At 42.5% G+C, this 12,269-nt stretch carries 13 protein-coding genes; 7 read left to right on the top strand and 6 right to left on the bottom strand.

Annotated features, from left to right (window positions below; all coding sequences use genetic code 11):
• Position 1: 1 nt before the first annotated feature.
• Positions 2-1,081: an LPS export ABC transporter permease LptF gene (lptF, locus tag HZA10_10320; protein MBI5196699.1), complete on the bottom strand. Its 1,080-nt coding sequence runs from the start codon at positions 1,079-1,081 to the stop codon at positions 2-4.
• 333 nt (positions 1,082-1,414) lie between these two features.
• Positions 1,415-2,746: a type I glutamate--ammonia ligase gene (glnA, locus tag HZA10_10315; protein ID MBI5196698.1), complete on the bottom strand. Its 1,332-nt coding sequence runs from the start codon at positions 2,744-2,746 to the stop codon at positions 1,415-1,417.
• A 249-nt stretch (positions 2,747-2,995) separates the two neighbouring features.
• On the opposite strand from glnA (HZA10_10315), the gene HZA10_10310 reads away from it, so the two are divergent.
• Both HZA10_10310 and HZA10_10305 read left to right on the top strand, forming a co-directional pair.
• Positions 2,996-4,537 (top strand): site-specific DNA-methyltransferase, encoded by a 1,542-nt coding sequence (locus tag HZA10_10310; GenBank protein MBI5196697.1) that lies wholly within the window; start codon positions 2,996-2,998, stop codon positions 4,535-4,537.
• 36 nt (positions 4,538-4,573) lie between these two features.
• A complete protein-coding gene (locus HZA10_10305) occupies positions 4,574-4,879 on the top strand; it encodes a hypothetical protein (GenBank protein MBI5196696.1) in 306 nt (101 codons plus the stop codon).
• On the opposite strand, the gene HZA10_10300 is transcribed toward HZA10_10305, so the two are convergent.
• The 3 genes from HZA10_10300 to glnE form a co-directional block, all read right to left on the bottom strand.
• Positions 4,863-5,285, bottom strand: coding sequence for an SET domain-containing protein-lysine N-methyltransferase (locus HZA10_10300; protein MBI5196695.1), 423 nt, complete (start codon positions 5,283-5,285; stop codon positions 4,863-4,865). The genes HZA10_10305 and HZA10_10300 overlap by 17 nt on opposite strands.
• Before the next feature lie 337 nt (positions 5,286-5,622).
• Positions 5,623-5,964 (bottom strand): hypothetical protein, encoded by a 342-nt coding sequence (locus HZA10_10295; GenBank protein MBI5196694.1) that lies wholly within the window; start codon positions 5,962-5,964, stop codon positions 5,623-5,625.
• On the bottom strand, positions 5,951-8,869 hold the full coding sequence (gene glnE / locus HZA10_10290; GenBank protein MBI5196693.1) for a bifunctional [glutamate--ammonia ligase]-adenylyl-L-tyrosine phosphorylase/[glutamate--ammonia-ligase] adenylyltransferase: 2,919 nt from the start codon (positions 8,867-8,869) through the stop codon (positions 5,951-5,953). Before glnE ends, HZA10_10295 begins: the two co-directional genes overlap by 14 nt.
• A gap of 196 nt (positions 8,870-9,065) precedes the next feature.
• On the opposite strand from glnE, the gene HZA10_10285 reads away from it, so the two are divergent.
• The 5 genes from HZA10_10285 to HZA10_10265 all read left to right on the top strand — a co-directional run bounded on the left by HZA10_10285 (position 9,066) and on the right by HZA10_10265 (position 10,722).
• Positions 9,066-9,404 (top strand): P-II family nitrogen regulator, encoded by a 339-nt coding sequence (locus tag HZA10_10285; protein ID MBI5196692.1) that lies wholly within the window; start codon positions 9,066-9,068, stop codon positions 9,402-9,404.
• 92 nt (positions 9,405-9,496) lie between these two features.
• Entirely contained in the window at positions 9,497-9,760 is a 264-nt protein-coding gene (locus HZA10_10280) for a hypothetical protein (GenBank protein MBI5196691.1), read from the top strand.
• Positions 9,717-10,133 (top strand): PIN domain nuclease, encoded by a 417-nt coding sequence (locus HZA10_10275; protein MBI5196690.1) that lies wholly within the window; start codon positions 9,717-9,719, stop codon positions 10,131-10,133. Before HZA10_10280 ends, HZA10_10275 begins: the two co-directional genes overlap by 44 nt.
• An 87-nt stretch (positions 10,134-10,220) precedes the next feature.
• Positions 10,221-10,508 (top strand): BrnT family toxin, encoded by a 288-nt coding sequence (locus HZA10_10270; protein ID MBI5196689.1) that lies wholly within the window; start codon positions 10,221-10,223, stop codon positions 10,506-10,508.
• Positions 10,483-10,722 (top strand): CopG family transcriptional regulator, encoded by a 240-nt coding sequence (locus HZA10_10265; protein ID MBI5196688.1) that lies wholly within the window; start codon positions 10,483-10,485, stop codon positions 10,720-10,722. Before HZA10_10270 ends, HZA10_10265 begins: the two co-directional genes overlap by 26 nt.
• 132 nt (positions 10,723-10,854) lie before the next feature.
• Here HZA10_10265 and glnA (HZA10_10260) read toward each other — a convergent pair whose 3' ends face one another.
• Positions 10,855-12,267, bottom strand: coding sequence for a type I glutamate--ammonia ligase (gene glnA, locus HZA10_10260; GenBank protein MBI5196687.1), 1,413 nt, complete (start codon positions 12,265-12,267; stop codon positions 10,855-10,857).
• Positions 12,268-12,269 lie beyond the last annotated feature (2 nt).

Here is a 12,269-nt window from a genome sequence, read left to right as displayed (position 1 = left end):
CTTAACTTCTTTTAAATACCAGTTTGTCTTTATGAGCGAAATAATAAAAAATGATTGCCGCAATGCCGAACAGCATGTTTGGTCCCCAGCATCCAAGTAACGGTGAAAGCCTTCCTGCCTTTGCAAGCCCTTCTCCGAATATGAATATAAAGTAATACAATATCAGCACGGAAATGCTGAAGGAAAAACTTCCGACACGGCCTGTTTTGCCTATTTTTGTGGCAAGGGCAGGGGCGAGAAGCCCGAATATCAGGCATGCAAATGGAATAGCCAGCCGCCTGTTTATTTCAACATGCCATAAGGGCTTATCTCCCTTATCCCTCCATAAGTCAAGAAATTTGACTTCATCAAGTTTCTGTTCCCTTTTGGTCTCTATAGCAGATGTCAGCACTAAATTATAATCCCTGAAAGTTACCTCTGAAGAGCCCCTGTCTGAAAATGTATGGATTAATCCGTCGTGCATATTCAGCTCTATCAGTCCGTCTTCAGGATAAGAGCGCACTGCGCCGTCTTTAGCCACTATTACGAGAGGCTGTTTTGCGGAAGAATCGGGGTCGGTGTAAACAAAGACCCCCCTGAAACTGTCACCCGACATTTTTTTTACAAATATCACTGTCCCCTTAAAGACCTTTGAAAATGTCTGCTCCTCAATGGTCATTGACGTTTTTTTTGCAATTACCTCATACAAGGTCTGCTTGAATGAGTGCACGCTTTTCGGCAGGAGGTAAAGGCTGATGAAAAGAAGAACGGCAAAGCCAGCGATTGAGAATGTAACGGCAGGCTTTGAGATAAGCCAGAAACTCATGCCGCTGCTTTTCAGAGCGATTGTTTCATTATCCGTAGCCATTCTGCCGTAAGTCAAAAATACGGCTATGAGGACCGCCATCGGTATTGAAAGGAGCAGAATAGACGGCTGAAGGAACATAAAGACCTTAAGGGTGTCTATCATCTCTGTCCCCTTGCCCATGACAAGCCTTGTAATCCGTACAAATTTTTCCATGAAAAGGACAAATGTCAGGAAGGAGATTACGACGAGAAAGTTGAAAAAAAGTTCCTTGAATATTGCCCTGTGAATTATCATGGTTAATAATTATAACAGTTTAAAGTGCGCAGTTAATAGTGGATTGATGAAACTTAATGGCATCCTGCATCTTACAGCAAAGGCATATATGCCTTCAAAACTCTAAGAAAGCAACTGTGATTATTAAAAGTCATGCTGCAAAAAGTTTTAAGTAGTTGTCTTTGAACTATTTGTAAAAGGCAGCATGACGCTAATGTGTTGCCTTAAAGTTTTTCAGACATACATGCCTTTTCAGGGTGTGTTTCTTTATTTGTCATTCCGGCTTGTCCGGAATCGTTTCACAAAGGCATATATGCCTTTGCCTTGTGACTTAAAACTTGCAACTTGAAACTATTATAGTATCGGCAGATAGCGCTCTATTTCATATGGGTGAATCTTGATTCTGTAATCATCCCACTCAATTTTTTTGCTCTCAATGAAATTGTTGAAAATGTGTTCGCCCAGCGCTTTGCGGACGACCTCGCTTTTTTCAGCAATCTCTATGGCTTCAATCAAACTTCCCGGCAGGGATTTTATCCCAAGCTGATGCTTCTCCTCTTCAGTGAGATGATAGATGTCTTTTTCTACCGGTTCAGGGAGTTCATAATTTTTTTCAATGCCTTCCAGTCCAGCCGCAAGCATCACTGAAAAAGCAAGATAGGGATTGCATGAGGGGTCGGGCGAACGGAGTTCAATCCTCGTCGCCGTTTCTTTGCCCGGCTTATACAGAGGCACTCTTACAAGCGCCGAGCGGTTTCTCCTGGCCCATGCGATGTAAACAGGAGCCTCATATCCCGGGACAAGCCTTTTGTATGAATTCACCCACTGGTTGCATACTGCGGTGATTTCAGGCGCATGCTTAAGCAGTCCTGCGATATATTTTTTTGCAATGTCTGAGAGATAATATTTGTCCTTAGCATCAAAAAATGCGTTTCTATCTCCTTTAAAAAGCGATTGGTGAGTGTGCATGCCGCTCCCGTTCTGCCCGAATATCGGTTTAGGCATAAATGTTGCAAAACAGCCGTATTTTGACGCTACTTCTTTGACCACTATCCTGTAAGTCATCACATTGTCAGCCATTGTTGATGCTTCTGCATACCGCAGGTCAATCTCATGCTGTGAGGGTGCAACCTCATGATGGGAATATTCCACTTTTATGCCAAGCTCTTCAAGCGTAAGTACAGTGTCCCTTCTTAAATCGCTTCCGGCATCAAGCGTAGTCAGGTCAAAGTATCCGCCTTCATCCAATACTTTTGTGCCTTTCTCATCTTCAAAATAGAAAAATTCAAGCTCCGGCCCGAGGTAAAGGGTGAAGCCTTTTTCCTTCAGTCTTTGGAGGTTTCTTCTTAATGCGTATCGCGGGTCGCCCTCATATGGCGTACCGTCGGGATTCAGCACATCGCAGAACATCCTTGCCACCGCCTTTTCTTTGGGTCTCCACGGAAGTATCTGAAAAGTTGAGGGATCGGGCTTTGCAATCATGTCGCTCTCATCAATTCTTGCAAAACCCTTTATTGATGAGCCGTCAAAACCCATGCCTTCATCAAAGGCTCCCTCAAGCTCTTCGCTTGTAATGGCAAAACTTTTCAATTGTCCGAGGATGTCGGTAAACCATAATCTGACAAACTTGACATTGTTTTTTTCTACAAACTCTATGACATCCTTCTTGTCCCTTGGCTTTTCCATGGCATTCTCCTCTCTGTGTTATTCCGCACCCCAAAACGTCAGGGCGGAATCCAAAATTTAGTTAATTACTTGCTTGTCCGATAGATAAAACTAATTATACATCATAATAAGACAAGACGCCTCAATAATTTTATATAATGAAAAATAGCTGGCAGCCGCAAAAATCTGGGGAAAAATTCATTTTGCTTGACGGATAACGGTCTTACATATTATCATCATGTTAATACTTTTAAGGGGTAAATTGTTTTTATGAATCTTTCACCTACTCAGCTTACAGACAAACCGCTTTTCCCGCAGAAGAAAACACTAACTGATTCTTTTAATGACAACATATTAGATAATGTGCATATTGATATTGCTCATGAAAATCACACGGATATTTCAAAAGAGCAAAGAACTGCTTTAACCGAAATAGAGGCTCTTGATTGCAAGCTCTTACAGCATTTTCATAATAAAATTAAACTCCAGCCAATATTGACACGTCAACTTGTAAGTTTTCAGGCCAATAAACCGAGACCTTCTTACCGCTGGTATAAATATAAAGAGGCTTTTTCTGCATCTCTTATTGAATATTTATTGTCTAACTATGGAATTACATCAGGTAAGGTGCTGGACCCATTTGCCGGGAGCGGCACAACCTTATTTGCAGCGAGTGCATATGGTCTTGATGCTGACGGCATTGAGCTTCTTCCCATCGGGCAACAGATTATCTCTGCAAGAAAGTGTCTGGAAAGAGAATTCATAAAAAAAGATATTGCTTCCCTCAACCGCTGGATTACAGATAGTCCTTGGCGTAAAACAAAGGCAAGAAAAGCGCTTCCCCGTTTGCGTATCACAGACGGCGCCTATCCTAAAGAAACCCTTGATTCCATTGAGCAATATATTGGAACTTTGAAACAGGAAAATGAACGTGTACAATTGGTCTTGCAATTTGCACTTCTTTGTGTATTAGAGTCAATCGGTTTTACCCGTAAAGATGGACAATGTCTTCGCTGGGATTATCGGTCTGGACGCCGGCAAGGAGCAAAGCCTTTCAATAAAGGTGCAATCCTCAACTTTGATAAAGCGATATGTGACAAGATAAATGAAATTTGTCGTGATTTGCAAAGTACAAATGGCGACAGTGAACTGTTTCCATCAAAGATTTTACAGGGTAACATCCATCTTTTAAACGGCTCTTGTCTTGATATAATGCCGACGCTGCCGAACAAATCATACAACGCTATTGTGACATCTCCGCCTTACTGTAATCGTTATGACTATACCAGAACGTATGCGCTTGAATTGGCTTTACTGAATATTGGAGAAAAAGAGCTGACAAAACTAAGACAAGAGATGTTGAGCTGTACAGTTGAAAACCGGGCAAAGGACTTACTGCAAATAAATCCGAAGTGGACCACTGCCATAGAAGCAGCAGAAAGCCTGGAATTATTGCAAACCATTTTATGCTACCTTGAGGATGAAAAGGCACACGGGCGACTGAACAACAACGGCATTCCCAGAATGGTACGCGGCTATTTTTATGAGATGGCGTGTGTCATATCAGAGTGTAAGCGTGTGCTGAAACATAATGCACTTTTGTTTATGGTCAATGATAATGTACGTTATGCCGGTGCAAGTATTTCAGTAGATTTAATACTTACAAATATTGCTGAAAAGTTAGGATTTCATGTAGAAAATATACTGGTACTCCCAAACGGTAAGGGAAACAGCAGCCAGCAAATGGAAAGGCATGGACGTAATCCCTTGAGGAAGTGTGTTTATGTCTGGAGAAAAATTTTGTACTCCTGAGGAACTTTCCACTTCTCTCAAAAAACTTCTCTTTATATTGCCCTTGGAGAGCTTAAAGGCGGGATTGATCCGGCAGGAGCAGATGAACATTGGAAAACAGCAAGGACATCGCTTGCGCGTATACAAAAAGCTTTTTCCCAAAAAGGTTTTTCCCCGGATTTGTTTTTTGTCGGGGCTGCTATTGAAAATAGCATGGCGGATGAAATCTGGGATCAATTGAAAAAAGGCACATTAAGCAACGCCGCAAATCTGACAAATGCCGATCAGGTTGCTTCTTTATGCGGGTGGTTGTGTGGGTTATATATCGGTTGCGCCTGCCGTAAAACTAGTATTGTGCCTTAATGAAGTTCATCACTATATTTAAATCAAGGTATCTTTTCCTTGCTTCTTCAGGTAGGAGATTGAAATCTGTAACGACTTTTCTGCAAGAAGGCTTTCCACATTTGCATTCCATTTGAAAATAGTTTTCGTCCATAGTTGTTGAATAATCAAATCGTATTTCGGAATGAATAGGAATATCTTCGAGAGCAACTAAGTCAAAATTATTTATAATTCCTGTATTTGGCTCACAAGAATGATTCACAAATCTACCCGGTGCTTCTGTATCAATATATTTGTCAAAGCCATACTGCAATGACATACATTCTGTTATACCACTAGTTTTAGTTTCATCAAATGAAATGGTTGGTCCTTTAAAAGTATAAATGAGTCCAATGTCAAAACTTATAAAACCTCTTGGGTCTGCCATGTGATTCCTCCTATGTTAGTTCCAAGAAAAGGCAAGGGAGTATTGTTTTTGTATCTATATTATTCCCTGTCCACGCTTATTGCCGTCCCTCTCGTAATTACGGAATATCATAAGCAAAAACATCGGAAAAGAGCAATAGTTTTTTGCATGGTGCAGAAGTTCCATAGAGCAACAGGGAAGAAGGGAGAAAGTCAGGAAGTGGGGAAGCACTGAAGTGCTTAAACTGATATTTCAACCGTTGTACGTGTTTGTCAAAGCTGAAAGTTGCCTTTAGAACTGAATTAACAAATAAAATTGACGATTAATGGAGGAAGGGACTACATAGGAACTTCCTCTTTCATAGAGTGAGCCGATACCGTTCTCGCAGGGACTTAAATCTGAAGACAAGCGCCGAGCAGATTGTAAAGACCGCTACCCCGCCTAAAATTATGGCAAGACGCATCCACGGCCCGCCCTCAGCCTGCCGCATTTCTGCAAGACTGATAAGTGTCCTGACCCACTCAAGCCCGCCGATAACAAGAAATATCTGCACCAGCCGGGCAGACCACCGCCTGCGTATCAGCAAAAACACCAGCATTATTACGGCGGTTAAAACCAGAACCCAAAGCCTTCCTCTTAAGAAATGCGCTCCGAGCAGAAGCAGGCTCAGTATCACAGGCAAAAGTTTAATGAAGTTCATAAGCGCCTCCGATCAATTCAAAGACTCTTTCCCTCAATCCTCTCACATATTCCAGAAATTCATCTTTGCTTTTATGCCCCATAAAAACAGCGGCCAGTTCAGCAAATTCAGAATTTTCAATAATGACATATTCCTCATTTAAACGCATAAAGGTTTCAAGAGTGCGCAGATATTCGTAGGAGCTTAAGAGCGTTTTTCCATTTTGGACGCCAAGTAAATTTTTTTTCATGAGGCGTTTTATTGCAAGGGGAGTATTCTGTAAAAGTATTTCAGGGGCGCTCCGTGCGTTTTGAAGCTGAAGCCTCTGGACAAAAAATTCTATCTCCTCTATCCCTCCATGTCCGAGTTTTATATCAAGGCCTTTTGATTCATGAGAAAGCTCTTTTACTATCCGCTCCCTCATAGCCTTCAGGTCCTCAGTTTTTATTTCCCGTCCCCTTTTTAAAACGGCTGCTTTTGCCGTTTCCATGAATGCCTTTGCATAATTCATGTCGCCTGCAATGGGTCTTGCCTTAAGAAGCGCCTGAATTTCCCACAGGTGCGCATTTTTTTGATAATAATTTTTGTAGCCTGCGATGTCATTTAGAAGAACGCCCTTTGAACCGTCGGGTCTGAGCCGCATGTCAACATTGTACAGAACGCCTTTATCAGTATATGCTGTAAGTGTTTTTAATATTTTTTCCGCTATTTTCAGATCATCAGGAGTTTCAGACAGGAATATTATATCCAGGTCCGAACCGAAGGTTATTTCCCGGCCGCCGAGTTTCCCAAGCCCAATCACGGAGAATCCTGCCCCCCTTAATTTCCCCCTCGGCAAGGGGGGCATTAAGGGGGTAGCAGTGGATAAAGACCTTTCAGTTATTATTCGGGTTACTGCATCCGCAAGATGGGAAAGATATCTGACCAGATTATGGTTTGCGATAACGCGCATAAGAAAAAAACTTCCGAGGCGGATTTCCTCGGCGTTTTTATACACTGCAATCCCTGTCTCAAAATGTTCATGGGTGATGATTCTTTCCAGATCTTCAAGGGTTTGCTTTGATGTCTTTTGTATGACATTGCCTTCAATAAGAAGGTCCAGGTATTGAGAGGTGCTCAGAAATATTCTTGATAGATAAGCGCTCAGAGAAAATATTTTGATGATTCCATCCTTCAATTCTTTTCTTTCCATGAGTCCCGTAAGGTATGTCTCCCTGATGCCTGTTGCCGTGAAAAACCTCTCAAGACCGCTCAGCGCCCTGTCAGGGCTTTCCGCATTTAATGCATTTTCAATGAGCATGGGAACGGCCTTCCTCATTACTGTGCGCTCCCTCTGTGTCTTGAAGTGTTCAAACTGCTCTCGGATTCCCCTGAGATTTTTAAGCCCGCCGGATGGTGTTTTTAATCCCCTGAAAGAGAGGTAGCCGGCAAGTTCATCGCCGCTGAGGTCGCCTTCAAGGAGAGAAAGCGCCTCGGCATGCACATCTTCTTCAGTGCCGAGAAGGGAGTTATACATATTTCTTATTTTCATTCTCCTTAACCTGAGGTCCGAGAGGAATTCATCCGGGGAAATAAAGCCTTTCTTTTTGGCAAGGGAAATCAGATCATCCGCTGATGCCGGCAGTGAATGAGTTTGAAGGTCGTCCTTCATCTGAAGGAGATGCTCAATGCGCCTCAGGTGAAGATAGTTATCCCACAGCATAACGAGGTCTTCTTCAGGCACCAGCCCAAGCCACCGCAGGGACTGTATTGCATTTAAAAGCCTGTGAGTTCTGAGCCCCTCATGTTTATGACCGTAAATAAGCTGAAATGTCTGAATGAAAAATTCCGCCTCCCTTATGCCTCCGTATCCGCGCTTTATATCATTTTTTGAAAAAGCCGAATCAATTTTTTTCTTCAGTGATTTAATCTCTTCAATCTCAGTGAAATCCATGGCCTGTTTCCAGACAAAGGGCTCTATCACTTTCATAAAGGCACTGCCGGTATCCGGACTGCCTGCTATATGCCGCGCCCTTATCAGAGCCATGCGCTCCCATGTGCGCCCCCATGTTTCATAGTAGGCGCCGTATGCCTTCAAGGGAAGCGCAACTTCTCCCTTTTCACCCTGAGGCCTGAGCCTGAGGTCCACCCGGTATGCAATGCCGTCCTCCGTATTTGCAGAAAGCATCCTGTTGAAAAGCTCTATAACTTTAAAATAAAACTCGCTGCTGCTTATCCGGTTCATTCTTACTCCTGACGGACTCATTATGCCGGAAGTCTGCCCTTCTTCATTTTCATAAACTGCCATGAGGTCAATGTCAGAACTGTAATTCAGTTCTTCGCCGCCGAGCTTGCCCAGTGCGATAAGGCTGAGCCCTTCTTCAGAGGACAGGTTTCCGAATTTCTGCCGGTTCATCTGTAAAGCGGCATGGAGCGCAAAATGTATAATTACTTCGGCAAGGGAGGTAATCTCATCCATTGAGGCAAGTATATCTGTCACGCCTGTAATATCACGCAGGGTAATCCGCAGGAGATACCGTTTTTTGAATAACCGTATCTTCTTCATAAGGTCTGAACTTTCACCTAAAAATCCCCCCATCCCCCCTTTGTCAAAGGGGGGTGAGGGGGGATTTTTTCCATTGTTTTTTGTATCTCTTTGTGAAGGAAAAAGTTCTTCAGCGCCCTGTTCAAAAAGAAATTTTTTTGTGACAGGCTCCTTGATTTGCCTCAATGCGCTGAAAAGTTCATCAGGATATGAAAAGCAGTGGTTTGCAAGGAACTGGCTTACGGAAAAAAGCTGTGCAATGTCCGTCAAATAAGGCAGGAAAAGTTCTTTTTCAGGAGCCGCCTCTAAAAGCCTGAGAAGATTTGTCTCCGCCCTTTTGGGATCAGCGGTATTCTGCGATGCTTCTGTTATGCTTTGAAATATTTCCTTGTCAGAAGGCATAATATAGAATATAGTAATACAAATTCAGTAAATTGTGATAATGAACAAGCATCTATGCTGGCTGTCACAGTCGTGATAGTTCAAAGCAGTTCAAAATTGTTTAAGATGGTTCAAAGCGATTTTGAACAAGGTTGAACTGTTTAAACGATTATTGAACGGCGTTGGTAAGTAATTTATAATCTGGAGGATAAAGGCAATGAAAATGATAACTGCTGTAATTAAACCATTCAAACTTGATGATGTTAAGAAGGCGCTTAATGATGCCGGGATTCACGGAATGACAGTGACAGAGGTAAAGGGTTTTGGCAGGCAAAAGGGACATGTGGAGCTTTACAGGGGGACAACTTATGAGGTGAATTTTCTGCCGAAGATTAAGATAGAAGTTGCGGTTTCCGATGAAAAGGCGGATGAGATAGTAAGGACAATTTCTGAAACTGCAAAGACCGGCGAAATCGGCGACGGGAAAATTTTTATTTCAGGCATTGAAGATGTCTTAAGGATAAGGACCGGAGAGCGGGGAGAAGAGGCGCTGTGAACGAAAGAATTTGTTTCAAATTAAAGCATCTAATTCTGACTTTTATGAGAAGCAATTATATGCTATAATATGGTCATGGAGGTGGTCACGATATGAAGATGTTGTCGGTGAAACAATTCAGGGACAGCGCCACAAAGGCATTAAGAAGCAAAGAGCCGTTAATTATTATGCGGCGCGGAGAAGTCGCAGGGATTTTCTTCCCTACCCCTTTAGAAGCAATTCCCTTTGAATTTAAGAAAGATATTTTTATCGCCCTTACTGAATCCATAAAGAAAAAACTTCACGCAAAAGGGGTAAAAGAGGAAGATATACTTGAAGATTTTGAAAGGCATAGAAAAACTCGCCGTAGACGCTAATCCAATCCTGTCAGCAATAATTGGCGGAAACTCAAGGACTGTATTTTTAACTACTGAAAATATAGTTTTTTATACCACTGCATTTAATCTGAAGGAAGTTGAAAAATATATCCCTGTCCTTGCGGAAAAAAGAGACATACCGTTAGAAGACCTTTATCTTGCGGTTTCCATGCTGCCCATTCTCGTATGTGGCAGTGAAGTTTATAAGGATAAAATAAATAAGGCTCAGGTTATGTTGGGAGAAAGAGACCCTGATGATATACATCTCCTTGCGTTATCCCTGAAGCTCGGCTGCCCCATATGGAGCAATGATAAGGATTTTGGCGAACTGGGAGTTACGGTTTATACCACACTGGATTTAATCAGAAAATAATCGCAATTTTCCACACTTCCATCGTGCCATACATTTAGCCATATATTTATATTGCCAAATTTATTATATCTGTAGTATAGTATGTCTATGAAGAAAACCTGCTTTGACTGGGATGAGGGAAAAGACAGGGAAAACCAAACTAAACATAATGTTTCTTTTGCAATGGCGCAGCACGCTTTCTTTGACCCTCACCGCGTAATAGTTGAAGATATTAATCATAACTCTGAAGAAGAACGGTTTTATTGTATCGGCAGGGTCGGCGAAGGCATAATGACGGTCAGGTTTACTTATAGAGAAAACATTATCCGCATCTATGGTGCGGGATATTGGAGAAAAGGGAGGAAAATATATGAAGAGCAAAATAAAATACACTGATAAGCCGATGGGTAAGTTGAGAGTCATTAAAGACTTCCTTCCTACGCCTGACAAATTGGTATTGAAAGAGGAAAATATTAAGATAACCATTGCTCTGCACAAATCAAGCATTGATTTTTTTAAAAGAGAGGCGCAGCGTTATCATACTTCATATCAAAAAATGATCAGACGGCTGATAGATTTATACGCCTCACAACATAAAAAAAGCGCTTAACACGCTTAACAATTGCTTGGGTGTCCCACAATTCCACACAGTTTATACCACGCTGGATTTAATCAGAAAATAATATCTTGCAACAGATAAAAAAAGGGGAGGGCATTTGCCCTCCCCTTTTTTTTGTGATGTTTAAATGTCAAAATACAGGAAGAACTCGTAGGGATGCGGTCTTAATCTCAGCGCATCAACCTCATTTTTCCTCTTGTATGCTATCCATGTCTTGATGGCATCTTCCGTAAATACATTGCCTTTCATCAGAAATTCATGGTCTGCCTCAAGGTGGTTAAGCGCATCCTCAAGGGTTCCGGGCATTGTCGGCACATTTGCCAGCTCTTCGGGACCGAGTTCGTAGATGTCCTTATCAAGCGGCTCTCCCGGATGTATTTTGTTCTCAATGCCGTCAAGCCCTGCCATTAACATGGCAGCAAAGGCAAGATAGCCATTGCATGAAGGGTCAGGGAATCTGATCTCAGCCCTTTTTGCCTTCGGGCTTGCGGAATAGGTCGGTATTCTGATGGATGCGGAGCGGTTTCTTGCAGAGTATGCAAGATTAACCGGCGCCTCAAATCCCGGGGTCAATCTCTTGTAAGAGTTGGTAGTCGGGTTTGTAATTGCTGCGAGTGATTTTGCATGTTTTAATATGCCGCCTATATAGTGAAGCGCAGAATCGCTTAAGCCTGCATAACCTTTTCCCGCAAAGGTAGGCTTGCCGTTTTTCCATATGCTCTGATGTACGTGCATGCCTGAGCCGTTGTCCCCGAATAAAGGCTTAGGCATGAAAGTCACTGTCTTGCCGTGCCTTTTTGCAACATTCTTGATTATGTATTTAAACAGCATGAGATTGTCAGCCATTTTAACCAGAGATTCAAATCTCATGTCTATCTCAGCCTGTCCTGCTGTTGCCACCTCGTGATGCTCTTTTTCAACATAAATGCCGCATTTCTGCATCTCCATGACCATCTCTGTCCTCAAATTTACCTGACTATCTGTGGGCGGAACCGGGAAATAACCTTCCTTATGTCTTGGTTTGTATCCAAGATTCGGATTTTCAACACGGCCTGAATTCCATATGCCTTCAATAGAGTCAACAAAATAGTAACCGCTCTGCGAGTTTTGGTCGAATCTTACATTGTCAAAAATAAAAAACTCAGCCTCGGGCCCGAAATATGCCGTGTCGCCTATGCCGGTTGATTTCAGATATGCCTCAGCCTTTTGCGCAATATAACGCGGGTCCCTAGTATAAAATTCTTTTGTTATCGGGTCTACGACATTGCAGATTAAGCTTATCGTTGGATACTCCATGAAAGGGTCCATGAATGCAGTCTTCGGATCAGGGATTATCAGCATGTCAGACGTGTGGATTGCCTGCCATCCCCTGATTGAAGAGCCGTCAAAGCCGAGCCCTTCCTCAAATATCTCCTCCTTTAATTCTGCTATCGGCACTGCAAAATGCTGCCAGATGCCGGGAAAATCAAGGAACTTGAAATTTGCCATGACCGCCTTGTTTTCCTGCGCCATCTTGATTACGTCTTTTGGTGTCATCT

Source organism: Nitrospirota bacterium (assembly GCA_016212185.1).
GTDB lineage: Bacteria > Nitrospirota > Thermodesulfovibrionia > UBA6902 > DSMQ01 > JACRGX01.
This window is presented reverse-complemented; position numbering and strand designations above follow the sequence as displayed.